Genomic DNA, 16,520 nt, shown 5'->3' on the forward strand with positions numbered 1-16,520 from the left:
CTTTGACAGCGAACGTTGTCAGTCACAGAAGCTGTCAAACGGGCCCGACCCGGAGCTGTTTTTAGACCGGTGTCATTACCGAAGGGAGTTGATCATGGCGAAACTACTTGATCCGTTTCAGCTCAAGCACCTGACGCTGCGCAACCGTATCGTCAGCACCTCTCACGCGCCCAATTACGTCGAAGATGGTCATCCGCGAGACCGTTACAGGCTGTATCACGAAGAAAAGGCCAAGGGTGGCGTCGCCCTGACAATGATCGGAGGATCGACGAATATCGCTGCCGACAGCCCCTCGGTATTCGGCCAGCTTTATGCCGGCGACGACAGTATCGTTCCCTGGTTTCGGAAGCTCACGGATGGCGTGCATCTGCATGGGGCCGCTATCATGTGTCAAATCACTCATATGGGACGCCGCACTGCTTGGGATGATGGGCATTGGTTGCCGGTTATTGCCCCGTCCGGCGTTCGCGAACGCGCGCACCGCGCCTTTCCCAAAGCAATGGAACAAGAGGACATTGAACGAGTGATCGGCGATTATGCCGCTGCGGCGCGACGTTGTCAGCGGGGCGGGTTCGATGGGATCGAGCTTCTGTCCCACTCGCATTTGCTGGGCCAGTTTCTGTCTCCACTCACCAACCAACGCGACGATGCCTTTGGTGGAACGTTGAAGAACCGCATGCGCCTGACCCTGCAGGTATTGGATGCGGTGCGCGCCGAGGTCGGTCCGAAGTTCATACTGTCCATGCGCATCACCGGCGATGAGTTGATTGAGGGCGGGCTGAGCGCCGAGGACTGCATTGCCGCCGCCCGGATGCTGGAAGATAGTGGCCATGTCGACCTGCTCAACATCCTGATCGGGGCGCCCTACGATGACCTTGGCCTTGCTGAATGGGTGCGCCCTATGGGTCTGCCAGCCGCTCCGCATATTACTGTGGCCGGACGCATCCGCGAAGCCGTCAACCTGCCGATCCTGCATGCAGGCGGCATCGCAGACATTGCAACGGCTCGCCACGCGGTTACAGGCGGCCATGTCGATCTGGTGGGCATGACGCGCGCCCAAATGGCTGATCCTTATTTGGTGGCAAAACTGGCACGCGGGGAAGAGGATCGTATCCGTACCTGTGTCGGCCTCGGGTATTGCGTGGACCGGGTCAATCAGGGCAAGCCCGCCGTGTGCGGACACAATGCCGCCACCGGGCGGGAGCAAACTTTACCCCATGTCATTCCTGCCAGCCGCACCCGAAGGAAGGTGGTTGTCGTCGGCGGCGGACCTGGCGGGCTGGAGGCAGCGCGGGTCAGTGCCTTGCGCGGTCACGATGTGGTTTTGTTCGAGGCGTCAGATCGGCTGGGGGGGCAGCTTGTTTTGGCAGCCAAGGGCGGGACACGCAGGCAGATATGGGGTGTTGCCGATTGGTTGATTTCCGAGGTTGCCACCCTTGGTGTTGATCTTCGCATGAATACCTATGTCGAGGCCGGTGACGTGCTTAGAGAAGCCCCGGAATTAGTCATTGTTGCTACCGGAGGATGGCCCGAGCCAGTATCCATTCCGGGCGGCGATCTGGCGCTCTCCAGTTGGGAGGTTCTGTCCGGAGAAGCGCGTGTCTCGGGCGAAGTTCTATTGTTCGACGAGATTGGAGACCATCCCGCGGCAGTCACTGCCGACATGTTGGCAGGCGCTGGCCACAGCGTCGAACTTGTGACCCCCGACCGGGCGATTCTGCATGACCTTGGCCCAACGACCTCTGCCGTTGCTTTGCGCGATCTGGCAGCCAACGGGGTGACCTTTACCTGCCTCCACGAACTCCGTGCTCTAAGCCAAGAGGGAAACCGGGTGTGCGCCAGCCTGCGCAATGTCTTGACCGGTGATATCACCAAGCGTCTTGTCGACCACGTGGTTGTCGAGCAAGGTCTTATTCCGACGGACGCGCTCTATCACGATCTAAAGCCAAGTTCGCGAAACCTTGGGCAGGTTGATCACAAGGCGCTGATCAATGGTTCATTCCCGTTCAGGGAAGACGAGCCGGATGGCCAGTTCTATCTGGCCCGAATTGGTGACGCGATCGCAGGCCGCAATATGCACGCCGCGATTCTCGACGCTATGCGTATTTGCTGTTCAGCCTGAGCTGCGCTTCGAGCATTTTCATCAGTTGCGGCGAAGGCAAAGCTGTACCTCGGCCCGCATCGAAAAACCTTCAGGAAAGCAGAAGTTCGCAGCACTCGCACAGAGACCTAGTTTGCAGACGAAAAGCAGATCTTAAGTTCGAAATACGATGCTTGCTCTACGCTGGAGGAAGCGGCCGCCTCAGCAAAGGGCTGCCTAAACAATGCGGCATCAAAATACGCTCCCGATACTCAAACTTGGTGCTGTAAACAGGCTTGGCGGTTCAATACCCAACGGTGCAAAAACCAATGCTCGTTGAATTTTCTTGCAGAACCAGCAGTACAGTGTTGAGATTGCTTCTGTCATTGGGAGGCTGGTCGGATGTTGATCTGGCCAACGCAATTAGATCAACTAGCGACTTAGAGCGACCGCCACTAACGACGAATTGACGAGTATCGCGCTGGGAATTTCGGCACGACACATAGGGGAGGAAAGAAATTGAAAAATCTGACGACGACGCTGGCGGGATCGCTGATAGCATTTGCGGCTTCGCTAACTGCGGCCCAAGCTGAGAAGCTGACGTTTTACTGCTCGGCACAGGAAGATTGGTGTCAACTCATGGCGCGCAGTTTCGAGGATGCAACCGGTATAGACGTCAATATGACCCGCAAGTCCTCGGGCGAGACGTTTGCACAAATTCGCGCGGAAAGTTCTAACCCTAAAGGCGATGTATGGTGGGGCGGTACCGGTGATCCCCATTTGCAAGCCGCCGAAGAAGGCTTGACGATGGAGTACGTGTCGCCGATGCGTGACCAGCTTCACGACTGGGCGATCTCGCAGGCTGAAAGTGCAGGAAACAAGACCATCGGAATTTATTCAGGCGCACTCGGCTACGGCTATAACTCCGACCTCTTGGCCGCGAACAGCTTGCCCGAGCCCGCATGTTGGAAAGACTTGCTGAAGCCCGAGTATAAAGGGCACGTGCAAATGGCGAACCCGAATTCCTCGGGCACCGCTTATACGACGCTTGCCTCGATGGTTCAGATATTTGGCGAAGACGACGGCTTTGAGTTCATGAAGGGCCTACATTCGAATATCAACCAATACACCAAGTCGGGTTCAGCCCCAATCAAGGCCGCCGGCCGGGGTGAGAACACCATCGGCATCGTCTTCATGCATGATGCGGTCAAGCAGGCCGTATCAGGTTTTCCGGTCAAGGTCGTGGCCCCATGCGAAGGCACAGGCTATGAGATCGGCTCGATGTCGATCATTGACGGCGCTCGAAATGAAGAAGAAGCTAAAAAGTTCTATGACTGGGCGCTCAGCCCCGAGGCCCAGAACCTTGCGCTTGAGGTTAACGCCTTCCAGGTTCCGTCCAGCAAAAATGCGGAAACCTCTGAAAGCGCACCTGACATGAGCCAGATCAAGCTTATTGACTATGACTTCAAAAAGTACGGCTCGTCTGACGAACGCAAGCGTCTCTTGCAGAAATGGGACGAAGAGGTCTCAGTACTGCCACAGTAAGTGACTGACACCACACCAAAAACGAACCACCCGGTTCTGATCTTCTGGATTGTTGCCGGGTGGGTCGGTTTCTGTCTGCTGCCATGGTTCATGGTGGAGGATGGCATTTGGTCATTCGTATGGCTGGTCGATGGATATCCGTTCGATGAAGATTATGCGCCCGCCGCTTTCCTGATCGGACAGGGCGAAAAGCTGTGGCTTACGCCGCTTTTGGTCCCGCTTACCTTGCCTTTGTTGATACTCGGCAAACCGAAGTCCGATCCACAATACGCACGTATCCTGATTTTGGCTGGTGCCTTGGGTTTTGGCTGGCTGATTGCGCAAGGGTTCTCAATTGGCATTCGCGGGTTCAATTTCGACTGGATGAAGGCGCTGTTCGGAGAGCCGAAGATCCGCCAGTTCGGCATGGGATACGGCGCGATGATCTGCGCCACAGCGTTCCTGTTCCTTTTAACTCAGGGTATTGCGGCCCGCGGCGCAATAAATGGCGACGTTTTCGTCGTCAGCGCTATTGGTGGCGTAATCACCATTGTTACAATTTTCGTTTTCTTTCCAATTGCGAAGATGTTGTTTGCCGCCTTCGTTACCGAAGATGGTGCCTATTCAGTTTCGGTATTTGCCTCGAAATTCTTTGATGACCGACTTTGGGGATTGGGCTGTTTTGCCGGTGCCAAATGCGGGGCCGCGTGGAACTCTCTGTTTCTTGCAGTTCTTGTGGGCTTCATCACAACCGCGCTTGGCCTTTGTTTCGCGCTTGTCGTCACACGGTCAGGTTTTCGTTTTAAACGCGGGATGCGCGCGTTGACAGTTTTGCCGATTATCACACCGCCCTTCGTGATTGGTCTTGCACTGATCCTGCTGTTTGGGCTTTCCGGTTCGGTCACCAAATTTGTTGCCGAGATCTTTGGTGTGCAGCCTACGCGCTGGCTTTATGGCATGCCCGGGGTGCTAATCGCTCAGACTCTGGCATTTACGCCGATCGCCTTTCTGGTTTTGATCGGGGTGGTCGAAGGGGTGTCACCTTCTATGGAGGAGGCCGCCCAAACCCTTCGAGCCAATCGTTGGCAAACCTTCAAGACTGTGTCCCTGCCTCTGATGCGCCCGGGCCTGGCTAATGCTTTTCTGCTGGGGTTCATCGAATCCATGGCCGATTTTGGCAACCCGCTTGTTTTGGGCGGGAATTTCGATGTGCTGTCGACCGAGATTTTCTTTGCCATCGTCGGAGCGCAGTACGATCAGGGCCGTGCTGCTGTTCTGGCCATGGTGCTCTTGTTCTTCACACTTTCCGCCTTCTATGCGCAGCGCGCGTGGCTGGGGAAAAAGAGCTATACCACCGTTTCCGGCAAAGGCGACGCGGGTGTACATCCCTTGATGCCAAAGGGCCTTGCCATACCGGTTCTGGGCATTGCAATTGCCTGGGCAGTTTTCACTGCCGTGGTTTACGGGATGATCATCTATGGAAGTATCGTCGAACTGTGGGGCGTCGATAACTCGCTGACGTTCAAGCACTACGTCACAGCCTTTTCGGTTCGCTTCGAAGAAGAAGGTATTCGCTGGACCGGAGCCGCCTGGGACAGTTTCTGGACCACAATCACCATTGCTGCCATTGCCGCACCGTTGACGGCCGCCGTGGGGTTGGTCACTGCCTATCTGCTGACACGGCAAAGTTTTTCGGGAAAGAATGCGTTTGAGTTTGGCACGATGCTCTCTTTCGCTATTCCCGGCACGGTTATTGGCGTCAGCTATATCCTGGCATTCAACGTGCCGCCGATCGAGATCACTGGCACGGGCGTTATCCTTGTGGTCAGCTTTATCTTCCGCAATATGCCGGTTGGGGTTCGTGCGGGTATTGCGTCTATGTCACAATTAGACAAGTCGCTTGACGAGTCTTCGCTGACGCTCGGTGCAAATTCCTGGCAGACTTTCAGGCGTGTGATCCTCCCGCTTTTGCGGCCGGCCATTCTGGCTGCGCTGGTCTACAGCTTTGTCCGGGCAATGACGGCAATTTCGGCGGTGATATTCCTCGTTTCTGCCGAGTATGACATGGCCACCAGCTACATTATCGGTCGGGTCGAGAACAACGATTACGGTCTTGCAATCGCATACTCCACAACGCTGATCTTCGTGATGATGGCGGCAGTCGGGATGTTACAAATCCTCGTAGGCCGTGTTCAGATTGGGCGACGTACACAACTCGGAGCAGAGAAAACGACATGACCGAAACGACTATAGCAAGTAAGGCCGCGCCTGTTCGTTTCGAGGGGGTTTCGAAAGTGTTCGGCAGGGATGTGGTGGCTGTCGACAGCATCGATCTACACGTCCAGGCCGGCAAGTTGGTGACGCTTTTGGGCCCTTCTGGTTGCGGCAAAACGACGACGTTGCGCATGATCGCAGGTCTGGAAATGGCGACCTCGGGCCGAATTCTGATCGGCGACCGAGACGTGACCAAATTACCTGCTACCGACCGTGACGTGTCGATGGTATTCCAATCCTACGCGCTTTTTCCGCATATGAGCGTGCTAGAGAACGTCATGTATGGGTTGACCTTTTCCGGCTTTGACAAGCGCGAGTCCCGATCGCGCGCGCTGCATGGGTTAGACTTGGTTGGCCTGAAGGGCTTCGACAATCGTTTGCCAAGCGAACTTTCCGGCGGGCAGCAACAGCGTGTTGCTGTCGCTCGTGCATTGGTTTTGGAGCCACAGGTTTTGCTCTTTGACGAACCTCTCTCAAACCTCGATGCAAAACTGCGCCGCCAGGTGCGCGAAGATATCCGCGCCATTCAGCAAGATCTCGGTTTGACCGTCGTCTATGTGACTCACGATCAGGAAGAAGCCCTTGCCGTTTCAGATGAGATTGTCGTCATGCGCAACGCTGCCATCGCACAGATCGGCACGCCGCGTAAACTCTATGATGCGCCGGTTGACCGGTTCGTGGCCGATTTCATTGGTGAGGCTAACCTGATCAGTTGCACGATTCTTTCCGTCAAAGGCGATTTAGCCACGATCGAAATCGAGGGCTATCAACACGCGCTCCCCTCTCGTGGCCTAACGCCTGGTCCCGCAACGCTGGCCGTGCGCCCGTCACGGATATTGATTGGATCTGATATCGGCATCCCGGCCAAAGTTGCCAAGGCGACCTATGTTGGCGTGCGGATGGAGTACACTCTGGCCGGTGCCTTCGGGCAGGTATTTGCTGTGCAGGACGACGTGGACGAGCCACTGGAAATCGGCTCGGAAGTCAAAATGTCTTTTGCCGAACGTGGCCCCGTTCTGTTGCCGGAAGGGTGACGTGGGTAAACTTTTAGCCGTCTCTCAACCGGAGGTCGTCCTTGAGCCAGAGACACCGGTCACCGAATGGGGTTTGAGTGAAATCGGCCGCGCCCGAGCCGACACATTTTCACAAAGTAAGGCCATGTCTAGCGCGACAGATATCTGGTCCAGTACCGAGCGAAAAGCGTCCGAAACAGACGCTATCCTTGCAAAGCCTTTGGGGCTGGTCGCGAATTCCGAGCCTGGATTGAGTGAGAACGACCGAAGCACTACCGGATCCCTTCGTCCCTCGATATTCGAGGTCCGCCGCTGACACCTTCTTCAAGGCACCCAAGTCCAGCTTCTGCAGTTGGGAAACAGCCCATGCCGCGCAACTGCGTATCGTTCGAACAGTCCTGTCAATCGTCAAAAACCACGACAGAAGAGACTTGGCCATTTTAACCCACGGCGCGGTCGGAACACTGCTTTGATGCCATCTTGCAGGGCAGAAAATCGATCGTCGGATTGTTCAACCTGGTCTGGGCCACTTCTGGCGTGCGGATATTAATACTCTTCAACCTGAATTCGGGTCGAGCCCGATTGCCTGAACGACGTCATTCGTTCCAAGCGTCGTCGCAGATCATTTTCAAGGTCTCGAACACGGCCGGTGTACCAGCGATCACGCGACCACCGTCCCGGATCATCCCGTCGGCGTCTTGATCCTCGATCTCGCCACCTGCTTCGGCAATCATCAACTGACCGGCGAGGCAATCCCAGGCGTTCATGTGCTCTTCAATGTACCCCAATAGACGTCCCGCCGCGACATAGGCCAGCGAAAGCGCACCGCTTGCATTGCGATGATAGAGAGCGCCACGTTCGATAAGGGCCGCAATCACCGGAATGACCTTTGATGCTTCGACCCGGTTCGAATAGCCAATTGAGACGGTCCCACTTGCAAGTTCCACGCTTGAGGCAACCTGCATGGCGTGTCCATTCAAAGTGGCACCTTCGCCTCGGACCGCCACGTAAGTTTCACCAACGTTTGGCTCGAAAATTACGCCGACCTGCGTCTGACTGTCTGAGACGCCCGCTAAGACAATCGTCCAGGCCGGAATGCCATTGACGAAGTTCGTTGTCCCATCAATCGGATCGATCACCCAGTCAAAACCGCTGGAGCCAGCTTTTTCCGCGTGTTCTTCGCCATAAATCCCATCATCGGGAAAAGAGTTCATAATCTTTTGACGAATGAAGGTTTCGACGTTGCGATCCGCCTCGCTGACCCAGTCTTGCGCGCCTTTTTGATCAATGACCAAGGTATCTCTGGAAGCAAAATACTCTAGTGCAAGCGCGCCTGCCTCTTCTGCTACCGCAACGGCGAAGTTTCTTCGTGCAATGATGTTATGCATAGGTCGGCTCACTTCCTGCTAAATGCAACACCATCCCTAGTGGATGGGGTGTCAGAACACAAAACAGTGTTTGCCAGACAGAAATCCACTTTCTTCGAGTCGCCCGAGTTTCTGTCGAAAGAATATGCCAATTAAAGCACTCATTCACTTCCGTGCAGTGAAGTCGCATATTGCTCGTGACCATCGCCGGATTTTGAGAACACTGCATCGCAGCACTTGAAGTTGCGATGACGGTCCGCATCGGGCTGCCTGCGAGAGCGGCCCAGAGATATTGTATTTCAATGGCTTCAGCAATAGCCAGGGCATCTTCAAGTTCAACACCAAGATACCTGACCGTGCTGTCCATCTTTGTGTGCCCCAACAGAAGCTGGAAGGCGCGAAGCCCAAAGCTCCATATGCTGCGCCCTGCATCATAGTCCGCTTTCGTTCAGTCGATCCAATGAGTCAAATCACATGATCACTATTGTTCCCTTCATATGTGGATGAAACGCACAGAAATATTTTGTTTCCATACCTTTAGTAACCTCAACTTTGGCGCTGACACCGTTTGGGATCTCCCCAGTGTCCCATCCGAACTCATCTGCCGTGGCCGTATGTGGCGCCAGATCTTCATTGGTCCATTGAATGGTATCACCAACAGACACGTTCAGAAGCTTTGGCGTGAATGCGAATGCTTTGATGCTGACTTCGTGGACTAGTGGTTCTGCCGCCAGGGCCCGCGTTCGGGTTAAAGCGAGAACGGCCGCCGATGCGACCGCTCCAACCATTACGCGACGGCGTGAATGGGCTTTTTCCATCACTGCAGTGCCTCGACCATCATTTCGGCGTGGCCTTCATGGGCTTTAAAGATCTCAAGTCCCTGCTCGAACAGAGCCTTCACCTCGGCATTGTCGATATTGGGGATCATTGTGTTCTCCACCAGATCATTCACCGCCTGGTGATAGGCCAATTCATTGGCTGCATAAGCGGCATCAAACTCTGCTCCACGCAGCTTGACGAAGCCATCGATGATCTCTTCGGCATTGGCATTCAGCGTTTGGCTGAACGCATTGTCCTGCGCTGACACGCCCAGTTTTTCGAGCAGGCCCAAGGCCGCTTCGTTCACGGCAGTATGGTCGCGGATCATCGTGTTTGCGAATTCATGGATGTCGGGGTTCGACGACAAAGCCAGCGCCAGATAGGCATACCGAATGTCGATGTTATCGGCCGTATAGGCAATGTGAGCGTATTCGAGATCGCTCATCTCGGCGACGTCCTGCGCAGAGGCTTGAGCGCCAGTCATGGCAAGTGCCACAGCAAATGCGGAAATCAGTTTCTTCATTTTGGAGACTCCACTGAGTGTTACGATGGCAATAGGAGTAATCCGAACCGGGAAGTGAGATATATGCGGGAACGTTCGATTTTCTGTGCAGATCGTTCAAGCTGCTGTACAAAAACGCCAAATACTGCGATGAAAATGCATGCTTGATTTGCTTAGCGATATTCTTACGAAACTGTCTGTTCAAGGCGCGCTCTATTTTCGAACTTCGTTGACCACCCCTTGGGGGATTGAAGTTCCCAAGTTCAAAAACGTCGCCCGATTTCATTTTGCTCATAGGGGTAATTGCCTGATCGAAGTTGAAGGATATGAAAAAGTGGTGGCGCTGGAGCAGGGCGATCTGTTGATTGTTCCGCATGGCGCGTCACACAAGTTGTACTGCGCGGCTGAAACGAGAGATGCAGTTTTGCCGCTGGACACGGTAATCGAGCGGTCGGGATACACTGGAACTGGGGTTCTGGTTTACGGCGGCGATGGCGATGAACGTGACACGCAACTTATCTGCGGCCATTTTTCATTCGACCCTCATGCAAAACATATACTGTTGGAACGCCTTCCACCGATCATTCACCTCAGGAATTACGGGGAATCCGCTGGAAAATGGATGGAGGCGACACTGCGCATGATCGGAGATGAGGCCGGGGGTCTTCGCCTCGGTGGCGATCTCATTGCTTTGAAAATGTCAGAAGCCATTCTTGCGCAGGCCATACGTTCGTTTGTGGAAAGTGACGAATCCTCGAGGTGGGGCTTGAACGGATTCTCTGATCACCATCTGGCCCGGGCTCTTGACGCGTTTCACAAGGATCCAAGCGCATCCTGGACGATAGAAACAATGGCGCGCATTGCAGGCATGTCACGAACAAACTTTGCGGTTCAGTTTCAGAAAAAGATGGCGATGTCGCCAATGCAATACGTAACAGCTTGGCGGCTGGAGATCGCCAAACGCTGTCTTACTGACCCATCAAGTTCTGTTTCGGATGCGGCAGAACGTGCTGGATACGCATCGGATTCTGCTTTTGCACGCGTTTTCAAGAGGGAAATTGGCCTCTCACCTGCCGGCTTCCGTCGGCAAATCACGTTATCATCGGCGCAATAAACCGGACGGGATCTGTTGCGAAGTTTTAACTTGCCACAGTGATATCTTTGTACCGGCGGACTAAGCCGCCAGCTCCGCAAATTGCCGAAACGGACAGACACCGGGCGTGATTTGTCCTTTGCGGATTATGTGCACCACTTCTATTCCGTCGAGCGTTTTGCTGTGGATGCCGACGGCTGGGTAAAGATAGACCCACGCGCCTTTCCCCTTGATGTAGGTCGTACCATTCACACTATAATAGGTATTGACAATGCCTATTATAGTGCGCAGATAGTGAGGCGTATCGTTAAGGTAGATCCGATGACTCGTACCATGCCAATTCGGCCACATATGTTTGACATCACAGCGGATGAAATCGCGGCTTTGGTCAACCGGTTCTATGCGCGCATCAGAGTGCATCCTGATCTGGGGCCGGTATTTGACAGGGCAATCGAAGATTGGCCGGAACACGAAGAAAAGATCGCAGCCTTTTGGCGCGGCGCCATTCTACGAGAGACAGGCTATTCGGGTAACCCGATGCAGGTTCACCTGGCGAACTCTGAAATCCTGCCAGAACATTTTCGCCTGTGGCTCGACCTGTTCGAAGACACCGCAAAAAAAGCCCTTAAACCTGCAACCGCCGAAGCGTTCTCACATTTGGCCAGGAGGATCGGTAAGGGCTTGTCATTCGGAATTGAGAACTTTCGTCGAGAGGCTGACGCTCCGCCGGTGTTGTCATGACGGTCTCTGTCTATACCAAAGCTCAGGTCATCTCTGATCCTCCCGCACGCGTTGTCAAACGTTGGCTGCAGTCGGGCTGGGGCGACGTGAAACGCAACCCGGGATATTCCTTGCTTTACGGTGGTTCACTCGTAGTTCTGGGGTGGATTTGCGTTGCGGCCCTGATGCTCAACGATCTTGGTTGGGTTTTGTTGCCTTTGCTAGCTGGCGGCGTTTTGGTCGGACCACTTGCAACGATTGGTCTTTATTCCGTAGCAAGCGGTAAAACAGGGCTCAGTGCGGCCACGGGTCAGATTACGTTGGTGGGCGTCATACTGATGGTTTTTGCCCTAATCTGGATTCGCGCGGCCACAGTTATGTTCGCCATAGTCTACGGGCTGCGCCCATTCTCAAGCTTCGCAGATACGCTGCTTTTGCTGATTACTACGCCATCAGGATGGGCGCTGTTGATCGCAGGATCATTGGTTGGCGGGCTGTTTGCGGCATTAGGGTTTGCGGTGTCAGCGTTTTCATTGCCAATGCTGATCGACCGCAAGATCGATGGCTTCTCGGCTATGGGGCTCAGCTTCAACGCCACCACTCACAACTTCAAGCTTTGCTTGTGCTGGGGAGCCATCATCACTCTTTTGACTTTGGTTGGAATACTGTCCGGGCTACTGGGTTTGGTCGTGGTGTTCCCATTGCTCGGGTACGCGACCTGGCATGCTTATGCCGAGCTTTTTCATGGAGATGCATAAATGACTGAAGCGCTTCCAAAAGGCGTGGTGCACTATGCGACCTCGCGGTTCACGCATGAGACATTGCCAGAAAAGCTACGCAAAGATCACAGCACCAAAGCGGGTGTCTGGGGTCAATTGGCTGTGCAACATGGGCAGCTTCTACTGTGCCGGGATGACAAGGATGACCTAGTTCTGGGCGCAGGGGATACTGCTGTGTTCGCACCACAGCAAACTCATTCGGTGAATCCGATTGGCGAAGTCGAGTTTGAAGTACGCTTCCACCGGCAGGAGGCGCCCGATGCAGCGTGAGAGTTTTCTTGAGGATGCTGCCGTCCTGTGTGCCCTTGCTTTGATCTTTGTCGGTGGCGTAGCCATACTTGGTTGGGGGGTTCCTACCGCCTACGTGCTGCATGGTTGGTTGATCGCAATAGCCGCTGGTTGGGGGTTGATGTGGATGATCAACCGTTTGAGCGAGGCTCCAAAGGACATCCCTTTAGAATACAATGACAAGGTCATTCGGTTTGGTGTCATCGCCGCGCTGATTTGGGCAATCATAGGGTTCACGGTTGGCGATATCCTCGCCTGGCAGTTGGCGTTTCCAGCACTGAACGGCGATATGTTCTGGTCGAACTTCGGCCGGTTGCGCCCGGTTCATACATCTGCCGTGATTTTTGGTTTTGGCGGCAACGCGTTAATCGCGACATCGTTTTATGTGGTCCAACGTACCTCGCGCGCCAGATTGGCCAGTGAATCGCTGCCCTGGATGGTGTTCTGGGGGTACAATCTGTTCATGGTCCTTGCGGCGACCGGCTACCCCTTGGGGATCACCCAATCCAAGGAATATGCCGAACCGGAATGGTATATGGATCTGGTTTTGCTGATCGTCTGGGTTGGTTATCTTGGTCTGTACCTAAAGACGCTCTCTCGCCGAGCCGAACCGCATATCTATGTGGCTAACTGGTACTACCTGGCCTTCATCGTCGTCATCGCGATGCTGCATACGGTGAACAACCTCTCGGTTCCGGTTTCCATCGCCTATCCCAAAAGCTACTCGCTGTTTTCCGGCACACAGGATGCAATGACGCAATGGTGGTATGGGCACAATGCTGTTGGCTTCCTGCTGACCGCCGGGTTCCTAGGGATGCTGTATTACTTCTTGCCCAAAGCTGTGAACCGGCCGATCTACTCTTACCGAATGTCAATTGTTGGCTTCTGGGGGATCACCTTCCTGTATCTCTGGGCTGGTTCACATCACCTTCACTACACTGCACTACCGGACTGGGTTCAGTACCTTGGCATGACCATGTCGATCATCCTGCTGGTCCCCAGCTGGGCCTCTGTGTTCAACGGCATCCTTACGATCAACGGGGCCTGGGATAAGGTCCGGACGGATCCGGCGGTCCGGTTTATGATGGTCGCGATTCTGTTCTACGGACTGTCGACATTCGAAGGGTCGTTCATGGCGATCCGTCCGGTCAATTCGCTGAGCCACTACACGGATTGGACCGTCGGCCATGTACATGCGGGGGCGTTGGGCTGGGTCGCCTTCATCACCTTTGGTGCCATGTATAAAATGGTGCCCTGGATTTGGAAACGAGATGGCGTGTATTCATTGCGGCTGGAGGCATGGCACTTCTGGCTCGCCCTGAGCGGGACGCTGATTTACGTCGGCGCTATGTGGAACAGTGGCATCACACAATCGCTGATGTGGCAGACCTATGATGCGGATGGTGCGTTTCTTTATTCCTTCCTCGACAGTGTGATCGCAATGCATCCTTACTATGTCGCCCGTGCGATCGGGGGGCTGCTGTATCTGATCGGTGCGTGCATCGGTGCATACAACATCTACATGACGGTCAGTGGGCCGCGGCAAACCGAGACCAGGCAATCCGGACCTTTGGTCCAGCCGGCGGAGTAGCAGCCCATGAGTACACAACACCAAAAGCTTGAACGCCACTCACTTGGCTTTGCGATGGCCATCCTGCTGGTTGCATCAATCGGTGGCATTGTTGAAATCGCCCCTTTGTTCACCATCGAAAACACGGTGGAAGAAGTCGACGGCATGCGGCCCTACACTCCGCTGGAACTAGCCGGGCGCGATATCTATGTGCGCGAGGGCTGCTATGCCTGCCACAGTCAAATGATCCGCACCCTACGGTCGGACATCGAACGCTATGGGCACTACAGCCTGGCCGCCGAAAGCATGTATGACCACCCGTTCCAATGGGGCTCGAAACGTACAGGGCCGGACTTGGCGCGAGTTGGCGGTAAATACTCTGACGCGTGGCATGTGGCGCATCTGGAAGCGCCGCGAGAGCTGGTCGAGGGGTCGATCATGCCGGGTTATGCGTTTCTGTCCGAGGCGCGCCTTGGGACAGGACATTTACCTGCCTCGCTGACAGCGCTCAGCCGAGCTGGTGTGCCCTATACGGACGCCCAGATCGAAAACGCCGAAAAGGACGCTGCATGGCAGGCGGATGCTGAGCAGTACTTTGAAGGAGAATTACAAGAAAGTTACGGCGAAAACGTTCAGGTTCGGGATTATGACGGACAACCGGGCAAGCTGACGGAAATGGATGCTCTTGTGGCTTATCTTCAGGTTCTTGGCACATTGGCCGATCTGGACTCGTTAAACCTTGAGGATGTTCAACGATGACACATGATACGGTTCTCGTTTTCTCCAAGACTTGGGGCGCAATCTACCTGCTGGTCGTCTTTTTAGCTGCAGCTATTTGGACCTATTGGCCCTCGCGCCGGAAGGTTTACGACCATGCCGCCCAATCCCCACTCGACAGCCGGGAGGATCAGCCATGTCGTTGAAAGAAAAAGATCCCGTTTCCGGCACCGATCTGACAGGCCACGAATGGGACGGTATCAAAGAGTTGGACACACCCGTTCCCTGGGCTGCCCGATGGGCGCTTTGGATCAGTATCATCATAGCAGCGCTGTATTGGGTGTTTTATCCATCTTTCCCGAGTGTGCGTAACTACGCGAAGGGAATGCTTGGCTATTCCTCGCGCGCAGAAGTTACGACGGCACTTCTGCAAGCTGATGCAGATCGAGAGATGACGTTCGCGCCCTTCGCTTCCGGGGATATCGAGGAACTGGCCGCCGACCCCGCGCTTGAGGCAAGGTATAGCGCGTCGATTTCCAAGCTTTACGCTGACAATTGTGCCGCTTGTCACCGGAATGATCTGAAAGGGCAGCCCGGTTTTCCCAATCTGGTAGACGGACATTGGCTGTGGTCAGGCGCACCGGAAGAGGTTGAGGCGACCATACGCTATGGGATCAATGCGCAGCATGACGATACACGGATTGCACAGATGCTTGCCTTCGGTGCGGACGGCATGATCGAAAAGCAGCAGGTTGAAGAGGTTACAGAATTTGTCTTGGCCCTCTCTGGAAAGCAGCATGATGCGACGGCGGCTGGCGCCGGTAGATTGATCTTCGAAGAAAACTGCGCGGCCTGTCATGGCGATGACGGGCGCGGGGGCTATGAAATCGGCGCGCCCGATCTGGGTGATGAACGCTGGATCTATGGAGGCGACCGGGATGAGATTTACCATAGCATTTATCACGGTCGGCAAGGTGTGATGCCTGCGTGGGAAGGACGTCTGAGCGACGCCCAGATTCGAATGCTCACGTTGTATCTACTGTGGAATGCAGAAGATGCACCAAGTTGAAGAAAATCCACGATTCCGAAGGGCAATGTATCTGATGATACTGGCCCTTCTGGTCGGCTACATCGGGTTCAAGGCATGGCACCTTTCCATGGCATTCGAGGCATGGGAAGGGCAGGCGATTGTAGGTGTCGTGCCGGGCGCAGCTAAATGAAAATAGTGAGTTTATACGATTTCAGTTTGCGTATTAATGACCTGAAGCCAGTGCATGACTAACTTCTAGCGCTCGGATCAAGTTTTTCATTCCACGATTTCCTTCTAAAACGTCCTGCAATGTCTTGCTGTCCAAGGCAGCAAAAAACGCCTCCTGAGCTTCGTTCAGAATTGGCAACAATCCACAAGCGGGCGTCATTACACAACAGCCGCCGTCTTCCTTCATGCATTCCACCAAAGGTGTGCCGCGTTCAGATTTTCTTAGTAGGCCGCCAATCGATATCGCATTGGGAGGTAGGGCCATACGCATGCCACCGTTGCGCCCACGCGTGGATTCTACATAGCCCTCGTGTGTAAGCCACTGCGAGATCTTGGCCAGGTGATTAAAGGGCAAGTTTTGCATAGCCGCGATCTCACGCGTCGACATCAACCCTTCTTCGTGGGTGGCAAGATGGATCAGGATGCGCAGGGCATAGTCGGAGAACTTGGTAATTTGCATAGTTATTCTTCCCATAAAAAATAGGCTTTGAAAATGCCTATTTTATTGACATCTTT

General features: G+C 54.5%; 16 protein-coding genes and 2 pseudogenes. 12 read left to right on the plus strand and 6 right to left on the minus strand.

Going from position 1 to position 16,520, the window contains the following annotated elements; all coding sequences use genetic code 11:
- Window positions 1–94: 94 nt before the first annotated feature.
- The 4 genes from AC2FIP_RS11970 to AC2FIP_RS11985 all read left to right on the plus strand — a co-directional run bounded on the left by AC2FIP_RS11970 (window position 95) and on the right by AC2FIP_RS11985 (window position 6,912).
- A complete protein-coding gene (locus AC2FIP_RS11970; protein WP_496786559.1) occupies window positions 95–2,122 on the plus strand; it encodes an oxidoreductase in 2,028 nt (675 codons plus the stop codon).
- Between the two features lie 477 nt (window positions 2,123–2,599).
- A complete protein-coding gene (locus AC2FIP_RS11975; RefSeq protein WP_496786560.1) occupies window positions 2,600–3,625 on the plus strand; it encodes an ABC transporter substrate-binding protein in 1,026 nt (341 codons plus the stop codon).
- Entirely contained in the window at window positions 3,626–5,842 is a 2,217-nt protein-coding gene (locus AC2FIP_RS11980; RefSeq protein ID WP_496786561.1) for an ABC transporter permease, read from the plus strand.
- On the plus strand, window positions 5,839–6,912 hold the full coding sequence (locus AC2FIP_RS11985) for an ABC transporter ATP-binding protein (protein ID WP_496786563.1): 1,074 nt from the start codon (window positions 5,839–5,841) through the stop codon (window positions 6,910–6,912). Before AC2FIP_RS11980 ends, AC2FIP_RS11985 begins: the two co-directional genes overlap by 4 nt.
- 575 nt (window positions 6,913–7,487) lie before the next feature.
- Here the strand turns inward: AC2FIP_RS11985 and AC2FIP_RS11990 are convergent.
- The 4 genes and pseudogenes from AC2FIP_RS11990 to AC2FIP_RS12005 all read right to left on the minus strand — a co-directional run bounded on the left by AC2FIP_RS11990 (window position 7,488) and on the right by AC2FIP_RS12005 (window position 9,600).
- Window positions 7,488–8,279, minus strand: a complete 792-nt coding sequence (locus AC2FIP_RS11990) for an inositol monophosphatase family protein (RefSeq protein ID WP_496701367.1) — start codon at window positions 8,277–8,279, stop codon at window positions 7,488–7,490.
- 274 nt (window positions 8,280–8,553) lie between these two features.
- Window positions 8,554–8,661, minus strand: a pseudogene (locus tag AC2FIP_RS11995) (integrase); the annotation flags it as partial.
- A gap of 67 nt (window positions 8,662–8,728) precedes the next feature.
- A complete protein-coding gene (locus AC2FIP_RS12000; RefSeq protein ID WP_496786564.1) occupies window positions 8,729–9,076 on the minus strand; it encodes a cupredoxin domain-containing protein in 348 nt (115 codons plus the stop codon).
- A complete protein-coding gene (locus tag AC2FIP_RS12005; RefSeq protein ID WP_496705635.1) occupies window positions 9,076–9,600 on the minus strand; it encodes a DUF4142 domain-containing protein in 525 nt (174 codons plus the stop codon). Before AC2FIP_RS12005 ends, AC2FIP_RS12000 begins: the two co-directional genes overlap by 1 nt.
- Before the next feature lie 139 nt (window positions 9,601–9,739).
- Here AC2FIP_RS12005 and AC2FIP_RS12010 point away from each other — a divergent pair, with 139 nt between their 5' ends.
- On the plus strand, window positions 9,740–10,693 hold the full coding sequence (locus tag AC2FIP_RS12010; RefSeq protein ID WP_496786565.1) for an AraC family transcriptional regulator: 954 nt from the start codon (window positions 9,740–9,742) through the stop codon (window positions 10,691–10,693).
- Between the two features lie 60 nt (window positions 10,694–10,753).
- On the opposite strand, the pseudogene AC2FIP_RS12015 reads toward AC2FIP_RS12010, so the two are convergent.
- A pseudogene (locus AC2FIP_RS12015) lies at window positions 10,754–10,852 on the minus strand (IS6 family transposase); the annotation flags it as partial.
- A gap of 141 nt (window positions 10,853–10,993) precedes the next feature.
- Here AC2FIP_RS12015 and AC2FIP_RS12020 point away from each other — a divergent pair.
- Genes AC2FIP_RS12020 through ccoP form a run of 7 tightly spaced genes read left to right on the plus strand, consistent with a single transcriptional unit; the run spans window position 10,994 to window position 15,815 of the window.
- Complete coding sequence (locus tag AC2FIP_RS12020; RefSeq protein WP_496786567.1) at window positions 10,994–11,413, plus strand: group III truncated hemoglobin; 420 nt, start codon at window positions 10,994–10,996, stop codon at window positions 11,411–11,413.
- Window positions 11,410–12,150, plus strand: coding sequence for a DUF2189 domain-containing protein (locus AC2FIP_RS12025; RefSeq protein WP_496786568.1), 741 nt, complete (start codon window positions 11,410–11,412; stop codon window positions 12,148–12,150). The genes AC2FIP_RS12020 and AC2FIP_RS12025 overlap by 4 nt, the downstream gene beginning before the upstream one ends.
- Entirely contained in the window at window positions 12,151–12,441 is a 291-nt protein-coding gene (locus tag AC2FIP_RS12030; protein WP_496692023.1) for a TehB family protein, read from the plus strand.
- Window positions 12,431–14,050, plus strand: a complete 1,620-nt coding sequence (gene ccoN, locus AC2FIP_RS12035) for a cytochrome-c oxidase, cbb3-type subunit I (RefSeq protein WP_142637651.1) — start codon at window positions 12,431–12,433, stop codon at window positions 14,048–14,050. Before AC2FIP_RS12030 ends, ccoN begins: the two co-directional genes overlap by 11 nt.
- Before the next feature lie 6 nt (window positions 14,051–14,056).
- The gene (gene ccoO / locus AC2FIP_RS12040) at window positions 14,057–14,788 is read left to right on the plus strand and encodes a cytochrome-c oxidase, cbb3-type subunit II (protein ID WP_496786570.1); all 732 of its coding nucleotides are present in this window, start codon (window positions 14,057–14,059) and stop codon (window positions 14,786–14,788) included.
- Window positions 14,785–14,952: a cbb3-type cytochrome c oxidase subunit 3 gene (locus AC2FIP_RS12045; RefSeq protein WP_496786572.1), complete on the plus strand. Its 168-nt coding sequence runs from the start codon at window positions 14,785–14,787 to the stop codon at window positions 14,950–14,952. The genes ccoO and AC2FIP_RS12045 overlap by 4 nt, the downstream gene beginning before the upstream one ends.
- A complete protein-coding gene (ccoP, locus tag AC2FIP_RS12050; RefSeq protein ID WP_496786573.1) occupies window positions 14,943–15,815 on the plus strand; it encodes a cytochrome-c oxidase, cbb3-type subunit III in 873 nt (290 codons plus the stop codon). The genes AC2FIP_RS12045 and ccoP overlap by 10 nt, the downstream gene beginning before the upstream one ends.
- Window positions 15,816–15,999: 184 nt before the next feature.
- Here the strand turns inward: ccoP and AC2FIP_RS12055 are convergent, their stop codons facing one another.
- Window positions 16,000–16,464 (minus strand): RrF2 family transcriptional regulator, encoded by a 465-nt coding sequence (locus AC2FIP_RS12055; protein ID WP_496786574.1) that lies wholly within the window; start codon window positions 16,462–16,464, stop codon window positions 16,000–16,002.
- Window positions 16,465–16,520 lie beyond the last annotated feature (56 nt).

This window comes from Ruegeria sp. CDSB114 (genome assembly GCF_059611025.1).

Excerpts from the sequence above, each read along its gene's own strand:
- ccoN (WP_142637651.1), top strand. The coding sequence starts at position 12,431 with ATGCAGCGTGAGAGTTTTCTTGAGGATGCTGCCGTCCTGTGTGCCCTT.
- ccoP (WP_496786573.1), top strand. The coding sequence starts at position 14,943 with ATGTCGTTGAAAGAAAAAGATCCCGTTTCCGGCACCGATCTGACAGGC.
- AC2FIP_RS12020 (WP_496786567.1), top strand. The coding sequence starts at position 10,994 with ATGACTCGTACCATGCCAATTCGGCCACATATGTTTGACATCACAGCG.
- AC2FIP_RS12025 (WP_496786568.1), top strand. The coding sequence starts at position 11,410 with ATGACGGTCTCTGTCTATACCAAAGCTCAGGTCATCTCTGATCCTCCC.
- AC2FIP_RS11970 (WP_496786559.1), top strand. The coding sequence starts at position 95 with ATGGCGAAACTACTTGATCCGTTTCAGCTCAAGCACCTGACGCTGCGC.
- AC2FIP_RS11990 (WP_496701367.1), bottom strand. The coding sequence starts at position 8,279 with ATGCATAACATCATTGCACGAAGAAACTTCGCCGTTGCGGTAGCAGAA.
- AC2FIP_RS12010 (WP_496786565.1), top strand. The coding sequence starts at position 9,740 with ATGCTTGATTTGCTTAGCGATATTCTTACGAAACTGTCTGTTCAAGGC.
- AC2FIP_RS12030 (WP_496692023.1), top strand. The coding sequence starts at position 12,151 with ATGACTGAAGCGCTTCCAAAAGGCGTGGTGCACTATGCGACCTCGCGG.
- ccoO (WP_496786570.1), top strand. The coding sequence starts at position 14,057 with ATGAGTACACAACACCAAAAGCTTGAACGCCACTCACTTGGCTTTGCG.
- AC2FIP_RS12045 (WP_496786572.1), top strand. The coding sequence starts at position 14,785 with ATGACACATGATACGGTTCTCGTTTTCTCCAAGACTTGGGGCGCAATC.
- AC2FIP_RS11985 (WP_496786563.1), top strand. The coding sequence starts at position 5,839 with ATGACCGAAACGACTATAGCAAGTAAGGCCGCGCCTGTTCGTTTCGAG.
- AC2FIP_RS12000 (WP_496786564.1), bottom strand. The coding sequence starts at position 9,076 with ATGGAAAAAGCCCATTCACGCCGTCGCGTAATGGTTGGAGCGGTCGCA.
- AC2FIP_RS12005 (WP_496705635.1), bottom strand. The coding sequence starts at position 9,600 with ATGAAGAAACTGATTTCCGCATTTGCTGTGGCACTTGCCATGACTGGC.
- AC2FIP_RS12055 (WP_496786574.1), bottom strand. The coding sequence starts at position 16,464 with ATGCAAATTACCAAGTTCTCCGACTATGCCCTGCGCATCCTGATCCAT.